The sequence below is a fragment of the Muricoccus pecuniae genome, assembly GCF_014199205.1.
GTDB classification, from domain to species: Bacteria; Pseudomonadota; Alphaproteobacteria; order Acetobacterales; family Acetobacteraceae; genus Roseomonas; species Roseomonas pecuniae.
In genome coordinates this window covers 68544-93426 of record NZ_JACIJD010000013.1, presented here as the reverse complement: position 1 = coordinate 93426, position 24883 = coordinate 68544, and the positions used below count along the sequence as shown (strand labels likewise).

The 24883-nt window shown below is 73.2% G+C and carries 23 protein-coding genes; 10 read left to right on the top strand and 13 right to left on the bottom strand.

All coding sequences use genetic code 11. The features are described 5' to 3' along the window. The first annotated feature begins 168 nt into the window (after positions 1 to 168). Entirely contained in the window at positions 169 to 900 is a 732-nt protein-coding gene (locus FHS87_RS14880) for a gamma-glutamylcyclotransferase (RefSeq protein WP_184519937.1), read from the top strand. Here the strand turns inward: FHS87_RS14880 and FHS87_RS24490 are convergent. After that, the gene (locus FHS87_RS24490; protein ID WP_184519934.1) at positions 897 to 3023 is read right to left on the bottom strand and encodes an HWE histidine kinase domain-containing protein; all 2127 of its coding nucleotides are present in this window, start codon (positions 3021 to 3023) and stop codon (positions 897 to 899) included. The two genes, FHS87_RS14880 and FHS87_RS24490, sit on opposite strands and share 4 nt — an antisense overlap. Before the next feature lie 173 nt (positions 3024 to 3196). Further along, entirely contained in the window at positions 3197 to 4837 is a 1641-nt protein-coding gene (locus FHS87_RS14870; RefSeq protein WP_184519930.1) for a PAS-domain containing protein, read from the bottom strand. 438 nt (positions 4838 to 5275) lie between these two features. Between FHS87_RS14870 and FHS87_RS14865 the strand changes: the two genes are divergently transcribed. Next, complete coding sequence (locus tag FHS87_RS14865) at positions 5276 to 5620, top strand: hypothetical protein (protein ID WP_184519927.1); 345 nt, start codon at positions 5276 to 5278, stop codon at positions 5618 to 5620. A gap of 175 nt (positions 5621 to 5795) precedes the next feature. Here the strand turns inward: FHS87_RS14865 and FHS87_RS14860 are convergent, their stop codons facing one another. Then, positions 5796 to 6179 (bottom strand): response regulator, encoded by a 384-nt coding sequence (locus tag FHS87_RS14860; RefSeq protein ID WP_221299946.1) that lies wholly within the window; start codon positions 6177 to 6179, stop codon positions 5796 to 5798. A gap of 143 nt (positions 6180 to 6322) precedes the next feature. Here FHS87_RS14860 and FHS87_RS14855 point away from each other — a divergent pair, with 143 nt between their 5' ends. Beyond that, positions 6323 to 7063 carry a Crp/Fnr family transcriptional regulator gene (locus tag FHS87_RS14855; RefSeq protein ID WP_184519924.1) on the top strand — a complete coding sequence of 247 codons (741 nt, stop codon included), beginning with the start codon at positions 6323 to 6325 and terminating at the stop codon, positions 7061 to 7063. Positions 7064 to 7069: 6 nt separating this feature from the next. After that, on the top strand, positions 7070 to 8569 hold the full coding sequence (locus FHS87_RS14850) for a sensor histidine kinase (protein ID WP_184519921.1): 1500 nt from the start codon (positions 7070 to 7072) through the stop codon (positions 8567 to 8569). Between the two features lie 45 nt (positions 8570 to 8614). Here the strand turns inward: FHS87_RS14850 and FHS87_RS14845 are convergent, their stop codons facing one another. Further along, positions 8615 to 11056, bottom strand: coding sequence for a methyl-accepting chemotaxis protein (locus tag FHS87_RS14845; protein WP_184519918.1), 2442 nt, complete (start codon positions 11054 to 11056; stop codon positions 8615 to 8617). 142 nt (positions 11057 to 11198) lie between these two features. Between FHS87_RS14845 and greB the strand changes: the two genes are divergently transcribed. After that, positions 11199 to 11723 carry a transcription elongation factor GreB gene (gene greB / locus FHS87_RS14840; protein WP_184519915.1) on the top strand — a complete coding sequence of 175 codons (525 nt, stop codon included), beginning with the start codon at positions 11199 to 11201 and terminating at the stop codon, positions 11721 to 11723. A gap of 34 nt (positions 11724 to 11757) precedes the next feature. Here greB and FHS87_RS14835 read toward each other — a convergent pair whose 3' ends face one another. Further along, positions 11758 to 12732, bottom strand: a complete 975-nt coding sequence (locus FHS87_RS14835) for a 3-hydroxyacyl-CoA dehydrogenase NAD-binding domain-containing protein (RefSeq protein WP_184519912.1) — start codon at positions 12730 to 12732, stop codon at positions 11758 to 11760. 284 nt (positions 12733 to 13016) lie between these two features. Here FHS87_RS14835 and FHS87_RS14830 point away from each other — a divergent pair, with 284 nt between their 5' ends. Beyond that, positions 13017 to 14069, top strand: coding sequence for a phytanoyl-CoA dioxygenase family protein (locus tag FHS87_RS14830; RefSeq protein WP_184519909.1), 1053 nt, complete (start codon positions 13017 to 13019; stop codon positions 14067 to 14069). A 45-nt stretch (positions 14070 to 14114) separates the two neighbouring features. On the opposite strand, the gene FHS87_RS14825 is transcribed toward FHS87_RS14830, so the two are convergent. The 8 genes from FHS87_RS14825 to FHS87_RS14790 form a co-directional block, all read right to left on the bottom strand. Then, positions 14115 to 15689, bottom strand: a complete 1575-nt coding sequence (locus FHS87_RS14825; RefSeq protein ID WP_184519907.1) for an ABC transporter substrate-binding protein — start codon at positions 15687 to 15689, stop codon at positions 14115 to 14117. 133 nt (positions 15690 to 15822) lie between these two features. After that, the gene (locus tag FHS87_RS14820; protein WP_184519903.1) at positions 15823 to 16329 is read right to left on the bottom strand and encodes a F0F1 ATP synthase subunit B family protein; all 507 of its coding nucleotides are present in this window, start codon (positions 16327 to 16329) and stop codon (positions 15823 to 15825) included. 11 nt (positions 16330 to 16340) lie between these two features. Beyond that, positions 16341 to 17096 (bottom strand): F0F1 ATP synthase subunit B family protein, encoded by a 756-nt coding sequence (locus FHS87_RS14815; RefSeq protein ID WP_246418421.1) that lies wholly within the window; start codon positions 17094 to 17096, stop codon positions 16341 to 16343. A 59-nt stretch (positions 17097 to 17155) separates the two neighbouring features. Beyond that, positions 17156 to 17395, bottom strand: a complete 240-nt coding sequence (locus tag FHS87_RS14810) for an ATP synthase subunit C family protein (RefSeq protein ID WP_073134617.1) — start codon at positions 17393 to 17395, stop codon at positions 17156 to 17158. A gap of 47 nt (positions 17396 to 17442) precedes the next feature. Next, positions 17443 to 18198: a F0F1 ATP synthase subunit A gene (locus FHS87_RS14805; protein ID WP_184519900.1), complete on the bottom strand. Its 756-nt coding sequence runs from the start codon at positions 18196 to 18198 to the stop codon at positions 17443 to 17445. Between the two features lie 16 nt (positions 18199 to 18214). Next, positions 18215 to 18514, bottom strand: coding sequence for an AtpZ/AtpI family protein (locus tag FHS87_RS14800; protein WP_184519896.1), 300 nt, complete (start codon positions 18512 to 18514; stop codon positions 18215 to 18217). A 149-nt stretch (positions 18515 to 18663) separates the two neighbouring features. Beyond that, entirely contained in the window at positions 18664 to 20532 is a 1869-nt protein-coding gene (locus FHS87_RS14795) for an ABC transporter ATP-binding protein (RefSeq protein WP_184519893.1), read from the bottom strand. A gap of 78 nt (positions 20533 to 20610) precedes the next feature. Further along, the gene (locus FHS87_RS14790; RefSeq protein WP_184519890.1) at positions 20611 to 21189 is read right to left on the bottom strand and encodes a YqaA family protein; all 579 of its coding nucleotides are present in this window, start codon (positions 21187 to 21189) and stop codon (positions 20611 to 20613) included. Positions 21190 to 21279: 90 nt separating this feature from the next. Here FHS87_RS14790 and FHS87_RS14785 point away from each other — a divergent pair, with 90 nt between their 5' ends. The 4 genes from FHS87_RS14785 (at position 21280) to FHS87_RS14770 (ending at position 24880) form a co-directional block, all read left to right on the top strand. After that, positions 21280 to 22269, top strand: coding sequence for a DUF2891 domain-containing protein (locus tag FHS87_RS14785; protein ID WP_184519887.1), 990 nt, complete (start codon positions 21280 to 21282; stop codon positions 22267 to 22269). Positions 22270 to 22353: 84 nt separating this feature from the next. Further along, on the top strand, positions 22354 to 23145 hold the full coding sequence (locus FHS87_RS23805; RefSeq protein WP_184519884.1) for a lysophospholipid acyltransferase family protein: 792 nt from the start codon (positions 22354 to 22356) through the stop codon (positions 23143 to 23145). Beyond that, complete coding sequence (locus tag FHS87_RS14775) at positions 23142 to 23900, top strand: glycosyltransferase family 2 protein (protein WP_184519881.1); 759 nt, start codon at positions 23142 to 23144, stop codon at positions 23898 to 23900. The genes FHS87_RS23805 and FHS87_RS14775 overlap by 4 nt, the downstream gene beginning before the upstream one ends. Next, positions 23897 to 24880 (top strand): asparaginase, encoded by a 984-nt coding sequence (locus tag FHS87_RS14770; RefSeq protein WP_184519878.1) that lies wholly within the window; start codon positions 23897 to 23899, stop codon positions 24878 to 24880. The genes FHS87_RS14775 and FHS87_RS14770 overlap by 4 nt, the downstream gene beginning before the upstream one ends. Positions 24881 to 24883: the final 3 nt, after the last annotated feature.

The window sequence follows — 24883 nt, the reverse complement described above, 5'->3', positions numbered from 1 at the left end:
CCGCGCTTTTAGGCTCTACTGCCCCGGGGCGAGGCGGCGCGCCGAGCCGGGCGCCGCGCCCGCCCAGAGAGTTCGGGGGCCCATTGCCGTGACCATGCCGGAGACCATGCCCCCCATGCCCGCGGAGGGCCGCGCGGCGCTCCGCACCTCCTCGCGCTGAGGCCGGGGATGGCGGAGAGCACCGGGGGCCCCGAGGCGGCGGCCGAGGGCGAGGGCCCGCTTGCCCCGCACGCGCTGACCCGGGAGCGGCTGCTGAGCGGCGCGGTGAACGAGATGGTGCGCGCTGCCTTCGGCTCCCGCGTCCTGAGCGACGAGGAGCGCGAGGCCTCGCTGCATCGGACACTGGCGGAGCGGCCGGACCGCGGGAACGGCGCCTGGCTCTTCGCCTACGGCTCCCTCATCTGGAATCCGACCATCCACTACGCCGAGAGCCGGGTCGCCACGGTGGAGGGATGGCAGCGCGCCTTCTGCCTCTCCACCCCCGTCGGGCGCGGCACGCCGGAGCATCCCGGCCTCGTCCTCGCCCTGGACAGGGGCGGGCGCTGCACCGGCGTCGCCTTCCGCATCGAGGAGGCGGTGCTGGTGGAGGAACTGTCCATCGTCTGGCGGCGCGAGATGCTGACGGGGGCCTATATCCCGCACTGGGTGCCGCTGCACGACGCCTCGGGCGCGGTGTTCGGCCAGGGCATTGCCTTCGCCATCAACCACGCGGGGCCGCAATATGCCGACCTTCCGGAGGACGAGGTGCTGCGCCGCCTCGCCACCGCGCGGGGCCAGCTCGGCAGCGCCGCGGAATACCTGTTCCAGACCCGCGACGGGCTCCAGGGCCTCGGCATTCGCGACCCGCTGATCGACCACCTCGCCCAGGCTGTCACGGCCCTGCAAAGGGAGGAGGGCTAGGCCGCGCTGCGCTCGGGCGCCGGCCGGCCGCCGGCGAGGAGGCGCGCGGCCGGCACCACGATCTCGCAGGTGAGCCCCGGCGCGCTCCAGCAGCGCTGGACATTCCCGCCGAGCTGGCCCCGCACGGTGGAGTCGATCACCCGGGACCCGAAGCCGCGCTGCCCCGGCGCCTCCTCCGTGGGAGGCCCGTCGCTCTCCGACCAGCTCAGGCGCACCAGTTCGTCCTCGCCCGCCCGCCGCCCGACCCGCCAGCTCAGCTCCACCCGGCCCGCCGTGCCGGACAGGGCGCCGTGCCGGGCGGCGTTCGTCACGAGCTCGTGCAGCACCATGGTCAGCGGCTGCACGGCGGAGGCGGCAAGGCTGAGCAGCGGCCCGTCCAGCACCACGCGCACGGCCCCGTCCGGCGGGAGGTAGGGCGCCAGCTCCCGCTCGGCGAGGCTGCGGAGATCGGCCCCGAACCAGCCCTGCTCGGCCAGCAGGGAATGCGCCCGCACGAGCGCGCCGACCCGCCCCTCGATCGCGGCGGCGAAGGCCCGGGGCTCCCCCACGGGGGTCAGGCGAAGGATGGACTGCACCACGGCCAGGGCGTTCTTCGCGCGGTGGTCCACCTCCCGCGCCAGGGCGTCGCGGCTCCGCCCGCCCTCGACCCGCTCGGTCACGTCCATCGAGATGCCGGCCACCTCGCGCAGGCTGCCGTCCGGCCGGAGGATGGCGCGGCCGATGGAGTGCAGCCAGCGCACCGACCCGTCCGGCCTGAGAAGGCGGAACTCCTCCTGCAGCTCGTCCGTCTCCCCGTCCTGGATGCGCCGCAGCGCCTCCCGCATGAGGGGCCGGTCCTCGGGATGCACGAGGTCGAGGAAAGCGGCGAGACTGCGCGCGGGCGCCCCGGGGCCGCCCTCGGCATCCTCCTCCAGCAGGGGGGAGCCGCGCAGCAGGTCCGCCCCGGGATCCCAGTCCCAGGCGCTGAGCCGGGCGGCCTTGGCGGCGCGGAGGAAGCGCGCCTCGCCCGTCCGCAGCGCGATCTCCGCCTCGGCGATGCCGCCCCGCAGCGCCTCGAACTCGGTGACGCCGGAGGGCGGCACGCCCATCAGCGTGTCCCCGTTCCGGGCGACGTTCCTCGCCTTCCGGGTCAGGGCATCCACGGGCAGGATGATCCGCCGCCCGAAGGCCGCCGCCCCCAGCGCCGCGGCGAGCATGGCCAGCGCCCCGCCCAGCCCGAGGGCGAGGAGGGGCCGCTGCCAGCTCGCGCGGTGGGCGGCGGCGGGCTGCGCCGCGGCGACCCGCCAGCCCGGCAGGCCCCGGATCTGCTGCAGCGCGTAGAACATGTCCTCCCCGTCGAGGGAGCGGGCGAGGCCGATCCCGGCCGCCGCCTCGGGCGCGATGGCGCTGCCCACGAAGCGCTGCTGGTCGCGCGAGCGCGCCACGATCCGCCGCCGCGCATCGGTCAGCGCGGCGAGGCTGCCAGGGGTCGTGGCGCCCGCGGCGAGCGGGGCGGCCAGGACGCCCGGGTCGATCCGCGCGACCACCGCCATGCGCGACCCCGCCTCGCGCGGCACCGGCACGGCCACCGCCACATGATGCCGCTCCGGCGCACCCTCCCCCAGCAGGTTGCTCACCGCCGGCCGCCCGGTGTCGAGCGCGCTGCGCGCGGCATCGAGGGCGCCGGGATGCAGCGCCTGCCCCTCCGTGCCCGGCACGGGGGTGAGGTCGTCGCGGAGGAGGATGACGGGCGAGCCCATCGCCTCGGCGGTCCGGCGCGCGTGGAGCTGGAAGGCGGGAAGGTCGGGAGCGCTGCCGTCGAGCAGGGGCGAGGCCGCCAGGGCGGCGAGGGTGGTCAGGCGGATGCCGATCTCGGCCTCGATCGCGAGGGAGAGCCCGCGGGCGGAGTCCCGCAACCGGTCCTCGAAGGCCTCCCGGTAGTTGCCCGCGACATGCCAGGCGGCCGCCGTTCCCATCGCCAGGACGGGGAGCGTGGCCAGGAGGGTCAGCAGGACGAGATGGGCGCGGAGGCTGAGTGTCCGACGCGCGCCGGCCGGGGCCGCCTCCGGCCCGGCAGGGGGGTTGGCCGGCAGGGGCTTCGTCGCCCCCCTCGCCTTCCATCCCGCAGCCAATTCTGACGACACCCGCTCGCTTTCCTCTGCCCCGGCCTCATGATTTCAGGCGGGGGTCCGGTAGAGTTGGAACCCGTGCCTGCCACCTTGCCGGCAGGCACGATACAACCATTGCGGGTATATTCCGTCCAGCAGATTTCGGCAAAGGAAAGACCGTTCCGTTCTCCCCCTCCGCCGGGGTGGGGTCAGACCGGGCCGGCGACGGGAAGGCTGGCGCGGCGGTCGAGCACGGCGCGGATGGCCTTGGCCAGGGTGGGCAGGCCGTAGGGCTTCACCACGGGGTCGCCCCCCTCGTCCGGCCATCCGTCCGGCGGCACCGGTGCCTCCGGCCCGCCCGTGGTGTAGAGGACCGGGAGCCCGGGCCAGCGCCGCTTCGCCTCGCGGGCGAGCTGGGCGCCGTCGATGCCGGGCAGGCCGAAATCCGTGAAGAGCACGGCGATGTCGGGCGTCTCCTCCAGCAGGGTGAGGGCGGCCGAGGCGTTCTGTGCGCCGATGACGCGGTAGCCCAGCGCCTCAAGCCCCTCGGTCGTGTAGGCGAGGATCGCCGGCTCGTTCTCCACCACGAGGATCTTCTCCCCCCGCCCGGCGAAGGGCACGGATTCCGCCGGCCCGGCCGGGGCGGCCTCGTCCGGGTGCCCGGAGGTGAGGAGGGGGAGGTAGAGGGTCACCGCCGTCCCGATCCCCGGCTCGCTGTCGATCCGCACCTGGCCCCCGGCCCCCGCGGCGAACTCCACCACTTGGTGCAACCCGAGCCCGGTGCCCTTCCCCGCCTCCTTCGTGGTGAAGAAGGGCTCGCTCGCCCGCGCCGCCACCTCCTGGGACATGCCGGTCCCCGTGTCGCGCACGGCGATCCGCACGAACTCGTCCCCGGGCACCGTGACGGGCAGCGGCGCCAGGGAGCCGCTGCGCGAGACCTGCTCCGTCGCGATCGTCACCACCCCGCCCTTGGGCATGGCGTCCCGCGCGTTGATGACGAGGTTGAGCAGGGCGGTCTCGAGCTGGTTCGGGTCCACCAGCGCCGTCCAGGGATCGTCGGTCAGGTCGAACTCGACGGCCACATGGTCCGAGGCGGATTGCTGGATGAGGTCGGCGAGGTTCCGGATCAGCGCGTTCACGTCCACGGGCCGGGGATCGCGCGGCTGGCGCCGGGAGAAGGCGAGCAGGCGCTGGGTGAGGGCGGCCGCGCGCCGCGCGCCGCTCCGCGCCACCTCGATGCCCCGGCGGGCCTTGCCAGGATCGCCCGCCCTCAGCGCGCGGTCGGCGATCTCGAGATTGCCGAGGATGATCATCAGCAGGTTGTTGAAGTCGTGCGCCACGCTGCCGGTGAGCTGCCCGACCGTCTCCATCTTCTGCGCCTGGCGCAGCTTGTCCTCGGCCTGCCGGCGCGCGGTGATGTCGGTATAAAGGGTGACGAAGCCGCCATCGGGAAGGCGGGCGCGGCGAAGCTCCAGCACCTGCCCGTTGGGGCGCGTCCGCTCGATCGTGCCGGAACTCCCGCCCGCGCGCAGCAGGGCGATCCGGCGAGCGACCTCCGCCTCCACCTCCACCTCGCCGAACTCGCCGGCGGCGGCCTGGGCGCGCAGGATCTCCTCCATCGACATCCCGGCCCGCAGGGTCTCGGCCGGCACGCCCGTGGAGGCGGGGAAGAGCGCGTTCCACTCGACGAGGCGAAGATCGGCGTCGAGCATCATCACGCCGTCCGTCATGCCGGAGAGGAGCACGTCGAGCCGCTCGGCGCGCGCCTGGCCCGAGGCGGCGCCTCCCCCGGCGCCGGGCGCCCGGGCGGACGCGGAATCCCGCCGCGCGGACCGCAGGCAGCGGTCCATCGCCGACAGGAACCCCTCGCTCGCGCACCTCCAGAGGGCCACTGCGCCAACCCCTTCCGCCAATCGATACCCGGCCGCCCGGCCTGGTTCCAGCCGGGCGGGGACGGGGAGGACACGCTACCGGAACAGGCCTCCCGCGCCGCAAGATAGATTAAGCACGGCAGGGCCCCGCCACGGCCTGACCGCCCCGGGCGGGGACGCGCTGCGCGGAACGGCCGTGCCGAACCCCGCCCGCCGCGGCGCGTCGCGCCTCTCTTCCCGACCCTGAGTCTCATATCGGGGCAAGAACGCCTTTCCCCCCGTTCGGCTACCTGGAACGAAGGAAAATTCCGTCCGGCGGCCCCAGAAACATCACAATCCCGCCCCCTCCCAGCCACCGCCGCGGGCGAAGAGGCGCGCGCCGCGGAGAAATCCCGGCCGAGGGGGGAGAAGCCCAGCATGACGCATGAGGGAAAAAGCCCGGTCGAGCTCCAGCTCGCCCTACTGGAGGTAGCCCTGGAGTTCTCCGGCCGCCCCATGACCACCCGCCTGCGGGAGCGCTTCGTGGAGAAGCTGCTCCGCTGCTACCTCAGCCAGGCCCCCGGGGCCGAGCGGGGAAATCCTCCCGCCTCCTCGCGCGCCCTTCTGCCCGGCCGGGGCGCCGCGGCCGCAGCGCGCGCCCCCCTGCCGCAACGGGGTTCCAGAGGGTCCGCAGGGGCCGCCAAGGGAGCCCCGCGCCGCCGGGCGGGCGGGCGCCGGGGCCGCCTTCCGGGGGTCTGCCCCGCACCGGGCCGCGCGCGTTAGAGCATTTTCAAGCCGGGTGGAATCACCCGGCGGCTCGGAAAATGCGACAAAGCAAAGGGCTAGAGCGGTTGCCGTGAGCCAGGGCGAACGGAAAACGCTCTAGAGGACGCCCGGCCCTTCTCGCCGGAGAATGGGCCGGGGCGGCCTGCGCGGGGTCGGGCCCGGGCGGGGGTGTTCAGGCCGGCCGGGCCAGGCCGCACAGGGCGCGCACCACCGCGTTCGGGCTGAACGGCTTCTCGCAATAGGGAAGGTGCCGGAAGCGGGCGGGCAGGAACTCGCGCCCGTAGCCCGTGGCGATCACGAAGGGAACGCTGCGCGCCAGCAGCGCGTCCCCCACCCCGAAGGCGGTGTCGCCCAGGAGGTTGAGGTCGATGACCGCGAGGTCGATCCGCTGGTCGAGGGAGATGAGGGTCAGCGCCTCGCCCGCTGCCGGCACCGGGCCGACCACCTCGGCGCCCAGCCCGTGCAGCGCCCCGACGAGATCCTCGGCGAGGAAGAATTCATCCTCCACGACCAGCACCCGGCGTCCCAAGAGGTCCGCCCCTTGCATTCCATCCATCGTCGGATCCTTTTCCGGGGCCGGTTTCCTGCTTGTGCCGATTGCTCCGCGCGCGGAATCACATAGGTTAGCCCGGCAGCCAGCCGATCGTTCTATCTGAACTATACGTCGTGGCGATGCGGCGGACTTCCCGTGAAAGCTGCATGTCCTTGCCCCTGATTCAGAAACTGGAGCAATTCACCCGGCTCTCGTCCGAGGACAAGGAAGTCCTCCGGCAGATGTCGATGGAGGGCGTGCGCCATCTCGACGCGCGCGAGGACATCATCCGCGAGGGCGACAGGCCCCAGAGCCTCAACCTCATCCTGTCCGGCTGGGCCTGCCGCTACAAGCACCTGGAGGACGGGCGGCGGCAGATCATCTCCTTCTTCCTGCCCGGGGACATGTGCGACAACCATGTCTTCATCCTGCGGCAGATGGACCACTCGGTCGGCACGCTGACCCCGGTGACCATCGCGCAGATCCCCCGGCGCCGGATCGAGGAGATCGCGGGGCAGCATCCCCGGATCAGCCAGGCCCTCTGGTGGGAGACGCTGGTGAACGCCGCCATCCAGCGCGAATGGACCGTCAATCTCGGCCAGCGGGACGCGCTGGAGCGGATCGCGCATCTTCTCTGCGAGCTCTTCGTCCGCCTGCGCGGCGTCGGGCTGACGGAGGGCAATTCCTGCGAGATGCCGCTCACCCAGGCCGGGCTGGCCGACGCCACGGGGCTGTCCGTGGTGCATGTGAACCGCACGCTGCAGGAGCTGCGCGCGGCCAAGCTGATCGTCCTGCGGGGCAAGAGCCTGACCATCCCGGACCTGACCGCCCTCCAGAACGCGGCCCTGTTCAACCCGAACTACCTGCATCTGGACCGGGAGGGCCGGCACCTCGATGCGAATGAGTAGCCCGTCATGAGCGCCTCCCGCGGCGGACCGGCCCTGAGCGGCGCCCGCCCCGCCTCCCCCTGGCCCCTCGGCGGCGGCAGCGCGGGGGCGAGGCTCCGCGCGGGGAACCCGCCGCCCTCCGGGCTGGGCGCGGTGGAGGACTGGCCGGCAGGGCTCCGCAGCGCGGTCGAGATCTGCCTCTCCTCCGGCTTTCCCAGCTTCGTCTTCTGGGGCCCCGGCCTCGTCCAGCTCTACAACGACCCCGCCGCCGCCCTGCTGCGCTCCTGCCACCCCTCCGCCTTCGGGCAGCCGCTGCGCGGCGCCTGGCCCGAGGGGGAGGCCCGTCTCGGCCCCCTGCTGATGCGGGCGCTGGAGAGCGGCGAGGCGGTGTTCCAGGAGGATCTCGCCCTGCACACGGCGGGGGAGGAGTCGCGGGCGAAGAGGTTCGCCCTCTCCTGCTCACCGCTTCGCGACCCCGCCGACGGGGTCGCCGGGCTGTTCTGCACCCTCGCCGAGGCGGCCCAGGGCGAGCAGCGGCTGCGCTCCGTGCTGGAGAGGATGCCGCTCCTCGTCTGGCGCGCCTCCGCGCCGGGTGAGTGGAGCTGGGCGGGCCCGCAATGGAGCGCCTTCACCGGGCTGTCGGGGGAGGAGAGCCTCGGCCAGGGCTGGCTCGCCGCCCTGCATCCGGAGGACCGGGAGGGCGCCATGGAGGCCTGGTCCCGGGCACCGGAGGCGGGAAGGTTCGAGGCCGAGTTCCGCCTGCGCCACGCCGCCGACGGCGCCCATCGCTGGTTCCAGACCCGCGCCGTCCCCCTGCAGGGCGGCGGGGAGGGCGTGGCGGAGTGGATCGGCACCTCCACCGAGGTGGACGAGCTGCGCCGCATGGGGCAGCACCAGCGCCTCCTGATGGGCGAGCTGCAGCACCGCGTCCGCAACACGCTGGGCGTCATCCGCTCGATCATCCACCGCACGGTGCAGGCGAGCGACGACCTGGACGACCTCGCCATGCACCTGGAGGGACGCATCGACGCCTTCTCGCGCGTGCAGGCGGCGGTGACGCGCAATCCCACCAGCGGCCTCGACCTCGCCCAGCTCATCGCCGACGAGCTGCTCTCCTTCACCGCGCGCGAGGGCAAGCAGGCCTGGATCGACGGGCCGCCGGTGGCGCTGAAGCCCAAGGTGGCCGAGACCTTCGCCCTCGCCTTCCACGAGCTGGCCACCAACGCCATGAAGTACGGCGCCCTCTCCTCCCCCCAGGGACGGGTGGAGGTGAGCTGGCGCGTCGAGCACTCGGGGGAGATCCCCAGGCTGCACCTCACCTGGCGGGAGACGGGCATGCGAGGGGGGGCAACCCCGGCGCCGCGGCGCGGCTTCGGCACCGACCTCCTGGAGCGCACCCTACCCTACGAGCTGCAGGCGCAGGTGGAACGGCGCTTCGAGGCGGATGGCCTGTGCTGCACCATCTCGCTTCCCCTCACGCCCCGGGTCCTGGCCGACACCCCGCCCAACCCGGACCCGCAGGCCTGACCGCCCGGCGCGGGGCGGGCCCGCCGCGCCCGGCCCCTTCCCGGCTCAGGCCGCCCTCGTAACGGCGGCCCCCTCCGCCAGCCTGACCAGCCGTTCCTCCAGGGCGGAGCGGGCTCCGTCCTCCAGCTCGAAGCGCAGCCTCGCCTCGCCCTCCCTCGCGTGCTGGATGACAGTGCCGGGGAGCGGTTCCGGAATGCCGGGCACGCGCAGCACCGCGCGCGTCCCCGCCGCCAGCGGCGGGAGGCCGAGAAGGCGCGCGCCGCCCGAGGAGATGTTCACGAGCTCGGCCCCCTGCGCCGGCCGGCCGGGAATCTCGACCGAGACGCGGAGGGCGAGGTCGAAGCGCCGCTCGTTGCGGCGGTCCACCTCCGGCGTGGCCGTGCGCACCACCCGCACGAGGACGCCGCGCATGTCCTCGATCTCGGCCCGCGCCCGTGCGGCGCCCTCGCGCACCTGGCCGGCCCGGCTGCCGGCCTCGGCCGTGGCGCCGGATACCTGCCCGATCTGCGAGGCGACCTCGCGCGCCGCGCCCGCCGTCTGCCCGACGCTGCGCGCGATCTCCTGCGTGGCGGCCGCCTGCTGCTCCACCGCGGCGGCGATGGCGGTGGAGGTCACGCCCATCTCCTCCACCGCGCTCGCGATGCCGCGCACCGCCTCGACCGCCTCGGCCGTGGCGCCGCCGATCTCGGCGACCTGGCGGCCGATCTCCTCCGTCGCCCTGGCCGTCTGCGCGGCGAGGCTCTTCACCTCCGAGGCGACGACGGCGAAGCCCTTGCCCGCCTCGCCGGCGCGCGCGGCCTCGATCGTCGCGTTCAGGGCCAGCAGATGGGTCTTGCCGGCGATGTCGGCGATCAGCTTCACCACCTCGCTCACCCGCCCAGCCGTCTCGGAGAGGCCGTGGATGACCTGGTGGCTCGCCTGCCCCCGCTCGCTCGCGCGCTGCGCGATGGCCGAGGATTCGGCGATGCGGGACGAGATCTCGCGCACGCTGGCCGAGAGCTGCTCGGTGGCGGCCGCCACCACCTCGGCGTTGCGCAGCGCATCCTCCGCCGCGACGGCGACCGAGGCGCTGCGCCCGGCGACGGTCTCGGCGATGCGCGCCATGTCGTCGGCATCCGCGGCCATGGCGCCGGCCCGCTCGCCGATCCGCTCCACCGCGGCGCCGGCCTCGGCATCCACGCGCTCGGCCATCTCGCGCAGGGCGGCGCGCTTGGCGGCCTCCGCCTGCTCCCGCTCCGCCTCCTGCCGCTCGCGCAGCGCGGCGGCCTCCGCCATGTGGTCGCGGAACACGACGACGGCCGAGGCCATGCCGCCGATCTCGTCCCGGCGGCCCTCGCCGGGCACCTTCCCGACGGCATCGCCGGAGGCGAGGCCGCGCATGGTCGCGGCGATGCGCAGCACGGGGCGCGCGAAGCCGGTGCCGATCCAGAAGCCGAGCGGGACCGTGACCGCGAGGGCCGAGAGGAGCAGCAGCAGCCCGTGCCGCTCGATGCGCTCCAGCGCGCCCAGGGCCTCCCCCGTCGGCACCCGCACCAGCACGGACCAGCCGAGCCCGGCGAAGCCCATGGCGCCGCGGCTGCGGGCATAGCCCACGGCCTGCTCGGTCCCCTTCCCCGCATGGCGCTTGATCGCCACGCCGGATTCGCCGCGCAGGACGGCTTCCCACATCCCCTTCTCGGCCGGGTCCGGCTGCCCGATCCGCGCGAAGTCCCGCTTGTAGGCACCGGGGCGGGAAGCGGGATCGTAGTCCACCAGCACCGCCCCGGCGGCGTCGAGCACTGTCACCTCCGCCCCGGGCATGCCGTTGCCGACGAGCCGGGCATGGATGTCGGAGACGACGCTCTCCACCAGCCCGAAATCCGCGAAATTCGCCCAGACGCCGACGAGTCGGCCGTCCTGCCCGTGGACGGGGGCGGCGAAGATGATGGAGAAGCCGTCCTCCCCGGCGAAGGCCTCGGCCACTTCCGGCGCGCGCGCGGGCTGCTCGACCACCGTGCCGGTCAGGCCCTCGGGCCCGACGAGGAATTCGCCGCGCAAGGCCCGCCCGAGCCAGGGCGCCCCGGCATAGGACTTCCGGTACAGCCCTTCCGAGGCGACCGGCGCGCCGGCCGCGTCATGCGCGTTCACCGCCAGCACCTCGCCCTCCGGGCTGACCAGGATGGAGAGCTTGTAGACGCCGTAGGCCGCGACGTACTGGTCCATCACCCGGACGAGCGGGTTCTCCGCCGAGGGGCGCCGCCAGTTGGCGGGGTCGTGCGCCGCGGTGTTCAGGCCGAAGGCCTGCACGTCGCCGTAGCGCTCGAACAGGTTGCGGTCGATCACGTCGTTCAGGTTCGACGACGCGTCCGACAGGCGCGTGAGGACGGATTCCCGCAGCGCTCCCCGCTCCCCGAGGAAGGCGCAGCCGAGCAGGATGGCGGGCGTCAGCCCGAAGAGCAGCAGCAGGAGGACGACGCGTCCACGCATCGTGAGGACGGGCAAGCGCATGCGCGGTCTGTTCCAGCCGGGGTGGTTGCTGCGCCGACCATCCGGCATTCTGCTGAAATGAGGGTTAAATCCCGCCGGTCCCACGCACGGCGCGTTTTATCCCGATGCGCCCGCGCTGCCCGGGGGAGAGGAATGCGCCGCCATGGACGATGACGACGAGGGCGGCCCGCCACGGCTGCCCCGGGGCAAGATCTACATGACCCCCGGTGGAAAGGCCGCGCTCCAGGCCGAGTACGAATCGATGAAGGCGGAGCGGCACCGCGTGGTCGAGATCGTCTCCTGGGCCGCGGGCAACGGCGACCGCAGCGAGAATGCCGACTACAAGGAGGGCAAGCGCCGCCTGCGCGAGATCGACCGGCGGCTGCGTTATCTCGGGAACCGGCTGGACGCGGCGGAGGTGGTGGATCCCGCCGCCCAGGCGCAGCGTGACCGCGTCTTCTTCGGCGCCACCGTCACCTACCTGAACGAGCGCGACGAGGAGGTAACGGTCACCATCGTCGGCGTGGACGAGGCGGATATGGCGGCGGGGAAGATCAGCATCGGCTCGCCCATGGCGCTCGCCATGCTGCGCGCGCGGGTGGGGGACGAGGTGACGGTCCGCACCCCGGCCGGCCCGAGCTCCGTCGAGATCACGCGCATCCTCTATCCCGAACCACCGCCCGCCTGACGGCGGGACCGCGGGGCCCCTCCGCGGCCAGGGCTCACCCGCCCTCGCCGAGCGCCCGGATGAGCGCGACGAGGGCGCGGTCCCGGCGGGCGGACAGCTCCTCCACGGACAGCCCCTCCGCCTCCTCCCGTACCCCGTCCACGATCCGCCGCTGCAGCGCGGGCGTCACGCGGGGCTCGCCGAGATCGGCCCAGAAGCCCTCGAAGGGGCCGAGGAGATGGGCGAGGAAGTGCTCCATCCCGCCGCCCCCGCCGCCGAGATGGAAGGTCATGTGCGGCCCGAAGATCGCCCAGCGCAGGCCCGGGCCCTGCGCCACGGCGGCGTCGATATCGGCCACGCTCGCCACGCCCTCCGCCGCGAGGTGGATCGCCTCCCGCCACAGTGCCGCCTGGAGGCGGTTGGCGACGTGCCCCGGCACCTCCTTGTGCAGCCGTATCGGGTGCTTGCCGACCGCGCGGTAGAAGCCCATCGCCCGCTCCACCGAGGCGGCGTCGGTGCGCTCGCCCCCCACCACCTCCACCAGCGGGATGAGATGCGGCGGGTTGAAGGGGTGGCCGATCACGCAGCGCCCGGGATGGCGGCAGGCGGATTGCACGCGGCTCATCAGCAGGCCGGATGAGCTGGACGCGATCACCACCTCGGGCGGCAGCAGCGCGTCCATCCGCGCGAAGAGGTCGGTCTTGAGGGCCTCCCGCTCCGGGCCGTTCTCCTGCACGAACTCCGCGCCCGCCAGCGCCGCGCCGAGATCGGGCTCGAAGCGGAGGTGGCCCGGGTCGGCGCCCGGCAACACCGCGCCCAGCGCTTCCAGCGCGGGCCAGGCGCCGGCGGTGAAGCGGCGGGTGAAGGCCTCGGCCCCCTCCGCCGGGTCCGTCACCACGACGTCCAGGCCGCGCGCGAGGAAGAGGGCGGCCCAGCTCGCGCCGATCGTCCCGGCACCGACGACGGCGACGCGGCGGATGGCCGTCTCCTCGCTCGCCTCGCCTGGAAGCCCTGCCGCATCAACCGCCATTTCCGCTAACCCCCCGCTGCCCGTTCCCGCCGCGGCGGGACAGCATTGTTTCGGCGGGTCGCCCCGCGCGGCAAGGGCGTGACCTGCCCGGTCGGGCACGTTCCGAAAATTGGATTAAACACCCATCATGATTGGCACGTCACGGCGACGTGAACACCTCTCCCGCGATTCGCGTGAAACCGTAACGGTCCTGACCACAGGGCGCCCGCCGGTTTCGTGTCCATCCTCGCCGATCCCCTCGGCGGGGCGGTGCTTCGTGCGCCGTTCGCTCAGCGGAGAGCATCATGCAGGTCGTCACCCCCCTCGGCACCTCCCTCGACATTCCGGGCTCCCTCGCGGAGGACCGGCCCTACTTCCGGCCGGACGAGCTCGGCGATGCCGTGCGCTACTACCGAAAGGAAGGCTATGTCGTGATCCGCGGCCTGTTGCCGCCCGCGCTCTGCGACGACATCCGCGGCGCCTACCGCCGCGAGCTGCGCGGATCGGACACGCCGATCCTGCGCCAGAAGAACATGCGCTACGAGCGCAACAACTTCGACGAGGACGGCTTCCTCACCAACCCGATCTTCAACGTGCAGGACCTGGAGACCCGCCGCTTCGGCGGCTTCAAGGGAAACGTCCTCTCCGGGCTGACGAGCCCGGCGGTGGCGAGGATGACCTCCGCGCTGATGGGCACCGGCCCGAGCAAGCTGATCCAGACGATGTTCTTTGAGGCGCCGGCCGGCACCTGGGCGCATCAGGACAGCTACTACCAGGACAGCGCCAGGGATCTCGGCCGCTGCGTGGCCGGCTGGTACGCGCTGGAGGACGTGGATGCGGGCGCGGGCCGCTTCTATCTCTGCCCGGGGAGCCACCGGACGGTTCCGGTGCTGCGCAACGCGGGCAAGCTCGACTTCGCCACGGGGCACGAGCGCTACAAGCGCGCGGTGCTGGACACGATCCGCGCGCACGGGCTGGAGCTGCGCTCGCCTTACATGGCCAAGGGGGACGTGCTGTTCTGGTCCTCCCTCACCGTCCACGGCAGCTTCGCCGCGACGGCGCGCGGCGTCTCCCGCACCTCGCTGACGGCGCATTACCTCCCGGACGAGGACGAGATGCTGCAGTTCCACACCCGGGTGCGGGGCCAGAAGATGATCCGCGTCAACGGGATGCAGGTGGCGCAGCTGCACGATCAGGACGTGCTGCGGAACCGTCTCGTCCGCGGCATCGCGGCCAATGCGCCCGGCCCCTATGCGGCGATGAGGAAGCTCGCGATGCAGGGCCTGTTCCTGGCGGGCAAGCTGCGGCAGGGCCAGTCCGCCAAGCCCGCCGTCTCCGCCCCCGTCCTGGCGGAGTGATGCCGCGTCCGGGGAGGGCGCGCCCTCCCCGGTTGGGCGTGCCGGCTATTGGCCGACGCGCACGTAGCGCAGCGGGAAGTAGTTGTCCGCCATCTGCTGCAGCGCGATGTTGTTGCGCGCCGCCCAGACCACCGTCTGCTGGTGCAGCGGGATGTGGCCGACCTCGTCGGCGTGGATGCGCATCGCCTCGTTGATGAGGCCCTGGCGCTTCGCCGCGTCCGTCTCCACCGCGATCTGCCCCGTCAGCTCGTCGAAGCGCGCGTTGCTCCAGCCGCCGGAGTTGAACACGCCGCGCGAGCCGCCCCGGCTGCCCATGATGTTGAACAGCGTGTTGTGGGCGTCGTAGGTCGTCGGCGTCCAGCCCAGGAGGTAGAAGCTGGTCTGGTAGCGCGGCGCCAGGATCTCGGCGAAGTAGCGCGCGCGGGTCTGGGCGTTGAGCGTGACCTTCACCCCGATGCGCGCGAGCATGGAGACGATGGCGGTGCAGATCGCCTCGTCGTTGACGTAGCGGTCGTTCGGGCAGTCCATCGTCACGCCGAAGCCGTTGGGATAGCCGGCCTCCGTCAGCAGGCGCTTCGCGGCGTCCACGTTCGGGCGGACGATGCGGTCCTCGGCCTCACTCCAGCCGTTCACGCCCGGGCCGATCATCAGACCGGTCGGGCGGGACTGGCCGCGCATGATGCGGGTCTTGATCGCCTCGAGGTCGATCGCCTGCTGGAAGGCGCGGCGCACGCGCACGTCGCGGAAGGGGTTCTTGCCCTTCACGTCGGACTTCAGCAGCTCGTCCCGCGCCTGGTCCATGCCGAGGAAGACCGTGCGCAGCTCGGCTTGCTGGTGGATGCGCACGTTCGGCGCGCGGCCCAGCCGGTCCGTATCCTGCGGGGGCACGGTGTAGATCATGTCCACCTCGCCCGAGAGGAGCGCGGCGACGCGGGTGGCGTCATTGCCGATGACGTTGAACACCACCTCGTCCAGGTTGTGCTCCGCCTTGTCCCACCAGTTCGGGTTCGGGCGCAGCACCGTGCGGCGGTCGGGCTCGCGGCTCGCCAGCGTGAAGGGGCCGGTGCCGTTGGCGTTGCGGGTGGCGAAGTTCTCCTGCCCCGTGGTGAGGTCCACCGCCTGGGTCGCGTTGTTCGCCTCCGCCCAGCGCTTGGACATCATCGCCCAGGTGGTGATCTCCTCCAGGAAGATCGGGTCGGGCGCGTGCGTCTCGAAGTCGACGGTGAAGTCGTCGACCTTGCGGACCTCCTTCACCGAGGAGAGCACGGAGGTGAGGTTCGAGCCCTGCGCCCGCACGCGCTGCGCGCTGAACAGCACGTCGTCGGCGGTGAAGGGGGAGCCGTCGTGGAACTTCACGCCCTGGCGCAGGTTCAGCCGCCACACGGTGGGCGAGGGCTGGGACCAGGAGGTGGCCAGCGCGGGCTCGACCTTCAGCTCGCGGTTCCGGCGGACCAGCGGCTCGTAGATGTTGTGGGTGAAGGTGAGGAGGAAGGTCTCGTTCCGCGCGTAGGGGTCCATGGAGTTGACGTCGCCGTCATTGGCCCAGCGGAAGGTGGCGGCCTCGGCGCCGCCCGCGCCCAGCACCAGCGCCGCCACGCCGGCGAGAAGAAGTCGTCGCATCCCTGTCGTCCTCCGCTAGGATTCGAAGGCGAGGCTAGGCGGGGCGCGCGAAAATGAAAACGGGGGCCCGAAGGCCCCCGCTCAAGCACCCGGAATGCCGGGGAGGATCAGGCCGCGCGGAGCGCGGGCCTCATCAAGCCGCGCGGAGCGCGCGAGGCAGGTCGGCCACGGCCTTGTCGATCATGGCGGCGTCCTGCTCCGCCGTCAGCCGCTCCGCGATCACCGTCCGCGCGGCGGCGGCGGCGATCTCGGCGGCGGCCTGGCGGACCTCGGCCAGGGCGCTCGCCTCGGCGGCGGCGATGCGGTCCATGGCCATGCGCTCGCGGCGGGCGGCGTTCGCCTCCGCCTCGGCGGTGGCGGCAGTGGCCACGCGGTCGGCCTCGGCGCGGGCGCGGGTGATCATCGCCTCGGCCTCCTGCACGGCCTGGGCGCGCTCGGCCTCGGCCTGCTTGCGCATGGCCTCGGCCTCCTCACGGAGGCGGGTCGCCTCGGCGAGCTGGGAGCGCACCTGGGCGCCGCGGGCGTCCAGCAGGGCGCCGAGCCGGCCCCAGATCATCCGCCCGAGCAGGACGACGAAGAGGACAAAGGAGACGGCGACCCAGAACTTCGGGTCGAGCCAGAAGTGCTCGTAATGATGCATGGCGCGCCCCTCTAGCCGGCGGTCTTGAGGTTGCGGGCCGCCAGCTCGCGGTCCACCGCGGCGGAGACCGCGGCCCCGTCGCTCAGGCCGGAGAGGCGCTGGACGAGGGCGTTGGTCGCATCGGTAGCCACCTCGCGGAGCGCGCCCATGGCGGCGTCGCGAGCGGAGCCGATGCGGGTCTCGGCCTCGGCGATCTGCTTGTCCAGGCGCGCGGCCAGCGCCTCGGCGCGGGCGGCGGATTCGGCCTGGGCGGCCTGCGCCGCGGCAGCGACGGAGGCCTGGGCCTCGGCGCGGGCGCGGGCGGTGCTGTCGCGGCGGCCGGCCTCGGCGGCCTCGGCCTCGGCGCGGGCGTCCCGGGCGGCGTCGAGGTCGGCGGCGATGCGCGCGCGCCGGTTCTCGATCACCCCGGCCACCGGCGGCAGCAGGAACTGGTAGGTGAGGAAGACGAGCAGCCCGAAGATGACGAACAGCCACACCACCTGGGAGATCATCAGGGGGTTGCCGAAGTCGAGCTGCGGCATGCCGCCGGCATCAGCGGCGGCGGCCGCCGCGTGCTCGTGCTCGGCGGCCGAGCGGTTGGCCGCCTCGACCGCGCGGGCGCGGTCGCTGTCCGCCTGCACGGCGATGCTCTCGCCCTGCTGCCCCGGCAGGGGCGCGTTGGTCCGCACCGGGCCGGTCGCGTGCGGTGCCGTGACTTGCTGGGCGAGCGCGGCCGGCGCCTGCGAGAGCAGGAGCGCCAAAGCCGCGGCGTGCAGGAGGCGGATCATGCGTTCTCCGTCCCGCGGCGGACGGCCAGGGGCGTGCCCCGGCCGCGCCGCGGACCCGATCAGGCGAAGAGGATCAGGAAGGCGATCAGCAGCGCGAAGAGCGCGACGGCTTCCGTGAGGGCGAAGCCGAGAATGCCGATCGGGAACACGGTGTCGCGGGCCGACGGGTTGCGGGCAACCGACGAGATCAGCGTCGAGAAGATGTTGCCGAGCGCGAGACCCACGCCGAACAGCGCGAAGACGGCGATGCCGGCGCCGAGCGCCTTGAAGGCGCCGAGATAGGCGGCAGGATCGTTCATCGGAGGACTCTTCCTTGTTGAGCGGTTGGAGTGGTTGCCGGCGCGGTTTAGTGCAGGTGCACCGCGTCGTGCAGGTAGATGCAGGTCAGGATCGCGAACACATAGGCCTGAAGGAAGGCCACCAGGATCTCGAACCCGACGAGCAGCACGTTCACCGAGAGCGGCAGGAGCGAGGCCACCGGCCCGATCGCGCCCAGGCCCCCGAGGAGGACGACGAAGGTCGCGAAGACCTTCAGCAGCACGTGCCCCGCCACCATGTTGGCGAAGAGACGCACGGAAAGGCTGACCGGGCGGGAGAGGTAGGACACCACCTCGACCGGCACGATGATGGGCGCGAGCCAGAGCGGCGCGCCCTCGGGGAAGAAGTAGCCGAAGAACTTCTTCCCGTGCAGCACCAGGGCCACGATCGTCGTCACGAGGAAGACGGTGGCGGCCAGGCCGAGCGTGACCGCGATGTGGCTGGTGTAGGTGAAGGCGTAGGGGAACAGGCCGATCAGGTTGCCGAACAGCACGAACATGAACAGCGCGAAGACGAAGGGGAAGTACTTGCGCCCCTCATGCCCGACCTGACCCGTGACCAAGTTCTCGATGAACTCGTAGAACATCTCGGCCGCGGCCTGGAACCGGCCCGGCACCAGCGCGCGCTTGCGGATGCCGAAGAGCATCAGCGCGGAGATCAGGCCCACCGCCAGCAGCATGTGCGCGTTGGACTGGGAGAAGCCCACCGCCCGGCCGACCGGGCCGAGGACCGGGATCAGCTCGAACTGGCTCAGCGCGTCGATCGTCTTGCCTTCGGCGGCCACGTCTCGGTCCTTGCGTTCACGGTCCGGCGCCGGGGCGGGTGTTGAACAGCCTGTAGACGTTCAGCACCCCGGCGGCGCCGCCCACCACGAAGAAGACGAGGAAGAGCCAGGGGAAGGTGCCGAGCCAGCGGTCCAGGCCAAAGCCCAGCGCCGCGCCCACGACCAGTGCCGATACGACCTCGACCCCCGCGCGGAAGCCTATTCCCCACGGTCCCGTCGGCAGTCCGCCCCCACCCTTCTCGGGCTTGGGGTCCAGTCCCTGTCGGGTCCTGGCCTGCCGCAGCCGGTCGTCGAAGCCGTCCCGGTTTTCCACCATGCTCCTCCGCGGTTTCCCCAGGGAAGGCAGGGGGTCCCTAAATTGGCGTCCATGTGGTGTCAAGCTGGCGCCGCACCGCAACACCTCCTTAACACCCCTTTGCCAGGGGTTGTTGCGACTCCCCGGGCGCGGGGCGGAACGGCGCCCGCTCAGGCCCCGATGAAGCCGCCGGACTGCCGGGCCCAGAGCCGGGCATAGGCCCCGTTGCGGGCGAGCAATTCCGCGTGGGTGCCGCTCTCGGCCACCTGCCCCTCCTCCAGCACCACCAGCCGGTCGAGCGTCGCGATGGTCGAGAGGCGGTGGGCGATGGCGATCACGGTCTTGCCCGCCATCAGGGCCGAGAGCTGGTCCCCGATCGCGGCCTCCACCTCCGAATCGAGGGCGCTGGTGGCCTCGTCCAGCACGAGGATGGGGGCGTTCTTCAGCAGCACGCGGGCGATGGCGATGCGCTGCCGCTGCCCGCCCGAGAGCTTCACACCGCGCTCCCCGGCATGGGCTTCGTATCCCCGCCGCCCCCGCCAGTCCGACAGTTCGGCGATGAAGCCGGCCGCCTCCGCCCGCCGTGCGGCCTCCTCCACCTCCGCCTGGGTGGCCTCGGGCCGGCCGAAGCGGATGTTGTCGCCGATGGAGCGGTGCAGCAGCGCGGTGTCTTGCGTCACCATGCCGATGGCGGCGCGCAGGCTCTCCCCCGTCACCCCCGCGATGTCCTGGCCGTCGATCGTGATGCGGCCGGATTCCGGGTAGAAGAAGCGCAGCAGCAGGTTCACCGCCGTCGTCTTGCCCGCGCCGGAATGGCCGATCAGCCCCACGCGCTCGCCGGGGGCGATGAGGAGGTCGAAGCCGTCCAGCACCGCCCCTTCCTCCCGCCCGTAGCCGAAGCGCACGCGCTCGAAGCGGATGGCGCCGCGCGTCACCGCCAGGGGCCTGGCGCCCGGCGGGTCCGGCTCGGTCGGCGGCACGGCGATGCTCCGCATGGCCTCCTGCACCACGCCGATGTTCTCGAAGATGCTCGCGACGGTGAAGGCGACCCAGCCGGAGATGTTGGCGATCTGCCAGGCCATGGGCAGGGCGGTGGCCACCGCCGCCGCCTCCACCCTCCCCCCCATCCACAGCAGGATCGACAGGGCCACCATGGAGATGAGCAGCAGCGCGTTCAGCAGGGCGAGCAGCGCCGCGTTCAGCGTCACCATCCGCATCTGGTTCTGGAAGGCGCCGGTGAGCCCGAGGACTCCCTCCTGCACGAAGGCGTCCTCCCTGGAGGCGCGGGCGAAGAGCTTGATGGAGAGGATGTTCGTGTAGGCGTCCACGATCCGCCCGGTCAGCAGGCTCCGCTGCTCCGAGGCGGCGCGGGAGCGGTCCCGCATCCGGGGGACGACGAAGCGCAGCAGGGCGGCGTAGGCGGCGAACCAGAGGAGGATCGGCAGGGTCAGCCGCCAATCCGTGCTGCCCAGCCACAGCACGGCGCTGCTCCCGTAGACCAGGATGTACCAGACCGCGGTCAGCGCCTGGACGACCGATTCCCGCAGCGCCGGCCCGGCCTGCATCACCCGGTTCGCCACCCGCCCCGCGAAATCCTCCTGGAAGAAGGTCCAGCCCTGGCGCGAGACCAGCCGGTGCGACTGCCACCGGATGAGGCTGGTGAAGGCGGGGTTGATGCCCTGGTTCATCACGAGGTTCTGCGCGAGGATCGCGCCGGGGCGGGCGAGCAGCATCACCGCCGCCATCAGCAGCAGGCTTCCTCCCGCCTCCCGCCAGAGGTCCTCCGGCGCGTGCCGCCCGAGCAGGGACACTATTTTCCCGATGAAGACGGGAATGAGGCTGTCCAGCACCGCCGTCAGGAAGCCCGTGACGAAGAGGGCGATCACCAGCGCCCGCGCCTGCCGCGCGAAGTGCCAGTAGAAGCCGATCAGCCCCTCGGGCGGCGGGGCCTCCGGCACGGGGGTGCCGAGGAAGCGCGCGGCCCGCGCGCCCGGCGGGGCCACCGGGTCGATGAAGGTCTCGAGGGCGCGAAAGGGCATGGCGCCGCATGTAGGGCCGCCGCGCGGCGGCCGATAGCGCCGGGCCGCATCACCAGGGGGCGAGGCCCCCGGCGCCCCTCAGATGAAGCGGAGCGCCAGGAACCCGCCGATGATCGCCACCGCCGTGACGCCGGCGATGAGGTTCAGGCGGCGCTCGATGAACTCCCGGGCCGGCGGCCCGAAGCGGCGGATGAGGAAGGCGAGCAGGAAGAAGCGCGCCCCGCGGGTGATGACGCTGCAGACGAAGAAGACGAGCAGCGAGAAATGCGCCGCCCCGGCCGCGATGGTGACGACCTTGTAGGGGATGGGCGTCAGCCCCTTGATGAGGATCACCGCCGCCCCCCAGCGCTCGAACCAGGCGGTGAAGGTCGCCAGCGCGTCCGCATGGCCGTAGGCGGAGAGGACGGGCAGCGCCACCGCCTCGAAGAGAAAGGCGCCGATGGCGTAGCCCAGCAGCCCGCCGACCACCGAGGTGACGGTGCAGATGAAGGCGTAGCGATAGGCCTGGTCCGGCCGCGACAGGCACATCGGGATGAGCATGGCGTCGGGCGGGATGGGAAAGAAGCTGCTCTCCGCGAAGGAGACGACGCCGAGCAGCGCCGGGGCGCGGCGATGGGCGGCGAGTTGGATGATCCAGTCATAGAGGGCACGGAGCATGGCGGGGGCATCCCATGCTGCGGCGCGGCATACAAGGCGGAATGAGCCCGGCTTGACGCATCTCCGCGTGATCGGTCACCACCCCCGCCCATGCCCCCCAGCCTCGACGAGCCGCTCGCCGCCCGCCTCGCCGCCATTGCCCTCGGCCATGTGGAGCGGGAATACCCGAACAAGCCCGGCCATGTGCTCAACGGGCCGGAGGACGCGCGCACGCCCGCCGCGCTGCATCCCGTCTTCTTCGGCAGCTATGACTGGCACTCCTGCGTCCACGCCTACTGGACCCTCGCCCGCCTGCTGCGCCGCTTCCCCGCCATGGAGCCGGCCCCGGCGATCCGCGCCCTGTTCCACCGCCGGCTGACGGCCGATGCCGTGGCGGGGGAGGTGGCCTATCTCGCCGCCCCCGGCGCGCGGGGCTTCGAGCGGCCCTATGGCTGGGGCTGGCTCCTCGCCCTCTCCGCCGAGCTGGCCCGGCAGGGGGAGGAGCCCTGGGCGGCTACCCTCGCCCCCCTGGCCGAGGCCTTCGCGGGGCGCTTCCGCGACTTCCTGCCGCTCGCCACCTATCCCGTGCGCGTCGGCGCCCATCCGAACACCGCCTTCGGCCTGCTCATGGCGGCGGAGGCGATGAGGGCCGACCTCCCCCTCCTCCGCGCCACGGCGCTCCGCTGGTACGGGGCGGACCGGGACTGCCCGGCCTGGGGCGAGCCCTCGGGCGACGACTTCCTCTCCCCCACCCTCGTCGAGGCCGCCCTCATGGCCCGCCTCCTCCCGCCCGCCGACTTCGCCCCCTGGTTCGACGCCTTTCTCCCGCGCCTCGCGGCGGGGGAGCCGGCCACCCTCTTCCACCCCGTCACCGTCTCCGACCGCACGGACGGCAAGATCGCGCATCTCGACGGGCTGAACCTCTCCCGCGCCTGGTGCTGGCGCCGCCTCGCCGCCGCCCTGCCTCCGGGCGATCCGCGCCGACCCCCGATGGAGGCCGCCGCCCTTCGCCACATCGAGGCCGGGCTGCCCCATGTCGCCGGGCACTACATGGGCGAGCACTGGCTCGCGACCTTCGCCCTGCTCGCTCTGGAGGGGTAGGGGCGCGGGTGGGATCCGGCTATCCTCTCGCCAGGAGCAGCAGCACCGGGCCGGCGGCGGCCCGAAGGCCGAGGGGGAGACGACGTGCCAGCGCCGCAACCCGCCGCCCCTTCGGAGGCCCTTCCTCCCCTGCGCCCGCCCGACCGCCCGCGGCTGCTGCGGGACACGCTGGCCTTCTACGGCGTGGTCGCGGTGCTCGGGGCCTGCTTCCTCGGCTGGGGGCTGGTGGCGCTGGCCCTCTCGGCGCTGCTGCCGCCCCGCATCGGGGGACCCTTCGGCCGCCGTGCGATCGGGAGCGGCTTCCGCTTCCTGCTCGGCCTGATGGAGCGGGCGGGGCTGGTGGAGTTGGACCTCTCGGCGCTCGCGCCCCTGCGCCACGCGCGCGGGCTGGTGGTGGCGCCCAACCACCTCTCCCTGATCGATGTCATGCTTGTCGTCTCGCAACTGCCGGATGCCGTCTGCATCATGAAGGCGGGGCTGGAGCGGAACCCGGTCATGGGCGGGGGCCGGCTGGCGGGCTACATCCCCAACGATGCCGGGCTGCACGTCATCCGCCGCGCGGTGGAGGCCCTGCGGGAGGGGGCGAACCTCGTCGTCTTCCCCGAGGGGACCCGCTCGCCCGATGGCCGCACCGGCCCCTTCCAGCCCGGCTTCGCCCTCATCGCCCGCCGCGCCCGCGCGCCGGTGCAGCCCGTCCTCATCGAGAGCAACACGCGCTACCTCGGCAAGGGCTGGCCGATCTGGCGCCGCCCGGACTTCCCGCTGCGCTACCGCGCCCGGCTGGGCGAGGCGGTGAGGGTGGAGGGGCCGGCCGAGGCCTTCGCCGAGGCCCTGCGCCGCCGCACCGCCGCCGCCCTGGGCGAGTATCCCCGTTGAGCCGCACCCATCTCGTCGTCATCCCGAGCTACAACACCGGCCCGCGCCTGGCGGAGACGGTCGCCGCCGCGCGCGCCGCCTGGCCCGCCGTCTGGGTGGTGGTGGACGGCAGCACGGACGGCTCCGCCGCTCCCCTGCGCGAGGTCGCCGATCCCGGCTTCCGGCTGATCGAGCGCCCGGTGAACGGCGGCAAGGGCGCCGCCCTGCGCGACGCGCTGGAGGCCGCCGCCGCGGCGGGCTTCACCCACGCCCTCGCCATGGACGCCGACGGCCAGCACCCCGCCGACCGCATCCCCGACTTCATGGCCGCCTCCGCCGCGCGTCCGGAGGCGATGGTGCTCGGCACCCCCGTCTTCGGGCCGGAGGCGCCGCTCCTGCGCGTGCGCGGGCGCCGCGTCTCCAACTGGTGGACGGGGCTGGAGACGCTGTGGTGCACGCGCGGCGGGGAGCCGATCCGGGACAGCCTCTACGGCTTCCGCGTCTACCCCATCGCCCCGCTGCTGGCGGTGATGCGCCGCAACCCCTGGATGCGCCGCTACGACTTCGACGCCGAGGCCGCCGTGCGCCTCGCCTGGCGCGGGGTGCCGGCCCTCAACATCCCGGCCGCCGTGCGCTACCTCACCCCCGCCGAGGGCGGGATCTCCCATTTCCGCTACGGCCGGGACAACCTGCTGCTCACGGGCATGCACACCCGGCTGATGCTCGGCTTCCTCCTGCGCCTTCCGGCGCTTCTCCTGCGACGGGTGCGCGCATGATTCCCATGGTCGAGGTCCGGCGCGGCGGCGTCACCGAGAGCGTCCATCACGGCGTGGCCGTGGTGGCCGGTGCCGATGGCCGCCTCCTCCATGCCTGGGGCGACCCGGACCTCCTCACCTTCCCCCGCTCCTCCCTCAAGCCCTTCCAGGCCCTCTCCCTCGTCGAGAGCGGGGCGGCGGATGGGCTGGACGCCGCTCATCTGGCGCTCGCCTGCGCCTCCCACCGCGCCGAGCCCTTCCAAGTGCGGATGGTCGAGGAGTGGCTGGGCCGTCTCGGGCGCCCGGAATCGGCCCTCGTCTGCGGCCCCGCCCTGCCGATGGGGGAGGGCGACCTGGCCGATGCCCTCCGCGCCGGGGGCAAGCGCCGGGTCTTCCACAACTGCTCCGGCAAGCATTGCGGCTTCCTCGCCGCCGCCGCCGCCTTCGGCGCGCCGGAGGGCTATGAGCGGCCGGACCACCCGGCGCAGGCGCACTGGCTCGGGGCGCTCTCCGAGCTGATCGGCCAGGACGCCGCCGCCCTGCCCCGGGGAACGGACGGGTGCGGCCTGCCGGCGCTGGCGATGACGGTGGCCGACGCCGCCCGCGCCGCCGCCCGCTACGCCGCCCTCGCCGTGCAGGACTCCCGGCGCGAGGCCGCCATTCGCCGTCTCCTCGCCGCGCTGCGCGAGCACCCCGACCACGTCTCCGGCCGCGGCCGGCCGACCTCCCGCATCGTCGCCGCCACAGGGGGGCGCGTGGTGCTGAAGGAGGGGGCGGAGGGCTTCGTCCTCGGCTTCGTGCCCGAGATGGGGCTGGGCATCGCGGTGAAGATCCTGGACGGCGCCTCGCGCGGGAAGATGGCGGTTTTCGCCACGATCCTCGGCCGCCTCGGCCTCCTCCCCGCCGAGCGCGCGGCGGAGCTGGCGCGGGCGGTGGAGGCGCCGGTGCTGGACAGCAACAACCGCGCGGTGGGCGAGGTCGCGGCGCTGGCGCTCGGCTAGGCC

Excerpts from the sequence above, each read along its gene's own strand:
- FHS87_RS14790 (WP_184519890.1), bottom strand. The coding sequence starts at position 21,189 with ATGCTCCGTGCCCTCTATGACTGGATCATCCAACTCGCCGCCCATCGC.
- FHS87_RS14845 (WP_184519918.1), bottom strand. The coding sequence starts at position 11,056 with ATGCGCTTGCCCGTCCTCACGATGCGTGGACGCGTCGTCCTCCTGCTG.
- FHS87_RS14795 (WP_184519893.1), bottom strand. The coding sequence starts at position 20,532 with ATGCCCTTTCGCGCCCTCGAGACCTTCATCGACCCGGTGGCCCCGCCG.
- FHS87_RS14810 (WP_073134617.1), bottom strand. The coding sequence starts at position 17,395 with ATGAACGATCCTGCCGCCTATCTCGGCGCCTTCAAGGCGCTCGGCGCC.
- FHS87_RS14835 (WP_184519912.1), bottom strand. The coding sequence starts at position 12,732 with ATGGCGGTTGATGCGGCAGGGCTTCCAGGCGAGGCGAGCGAGGAGACG.
- greB (WP_184519915.1), top strand. The coding sequence starts at position 11,199 with ATGGACGATGACGACGAGGGCGGCCCGCCACGGCTGCCCCGGGGCAAG.
- FHS87_RS14880 (WP_184519937.1), top strand. The coding sequence starts at position 169 with ATGGCGGAGAGCACCGGGGGCCCCGAGGCGGCGGCCGAGGGCGAGGGC.
- FHS87_RS14860 (WP_221299946.1), bottom strand. The coding sequence starts at position 6,179 with ATGGATGGAATGCAAGGGGCGGACCTCTTGGGACGCCGGGTGCTGGTC.
- FHS87_RS14800 (WP_184519896.1), bottom strand. The coding sequence starts at position 18,514 with ATGGTGGAAAACCGGGACGGCTTCGACGACCGGCTGCGGCAGGCCAGG.
- FHS87_RS14855 (WP_184519924.1), top strand. The coding sequence starts at position 6,323 with ATGTCCTTGCCCCTGATTCAGAAACTGGAGCAATTCACCCGGCTCTCG.
- FHS87_RS14815 (WP_246418421.1), bottom strand. The coding sequence starts at position 17,096 with ATGATCCGCCTCCTGCACGCCGCGGCTTTGGCGCTCCTGCTCTCGCAG.
- FHS87_RS14850 (WP_184519921.1), top strand. The coding sequence starts at position 7,070 with ATGAGCGCCTCCCGCGGCGGACCGGCCCTGAGCGGCGCCCGCCCCGCC.
- FHS87_RS14820 (WP_184519903.1), bottom strand. The coding sequence starts at position 16,329 with ATGCATCATTACGAGCACTTCTGGCTCGACCCGAAGTTCTGGGTCGCC.
- FHS87_RS14785 (WP_184519887.1), top strand. The coding sequence starts at position 21,280 with ATGCCCCCCAGCCTCGACGAGCCGCTCGCCGCCCGCCTCGCCGCCATT.
- FHS87_RS14830 (WP_184519909.1), top strand. The coding sequence starts at position 13,017 with ATGCAGGTCGTCACCCCCCTCGGCACCTCCCTCGACATTCCGGGCTCC.
- FHS87_RS14865 (WP_184519927.1), top strand. The coding sequence starts at position 5,276 with ATGACGCATGAGGGAAAAAGCCCGGTCGAGCTCCAGCTCGCCCTACTG.
- FHS87_RS14770 (WP_184519878.1), top strand. The coding sequence starts at position 23,897 with ATGATTCCCATGGTCGAGGTCCGGCGCGGCGGCGTCACCGAGAGCGTC.
- FHS87_RS14870 (WP_184519930.1), bottom strand. The coding sequence starts at position 4,837 with ATGGACCGCTGCCTGCGGTCCGCGCGGCGGGATTCCGCGTCCGCCCGG.
- FHS87_RS14825 (WP_184519907.1), bottom strand. The coding sequence starts at position 15,689 with ATGCGACGACTTCTTCTCGCCGGCGTGGCGGCGCTGGTGCTGGGCGCG.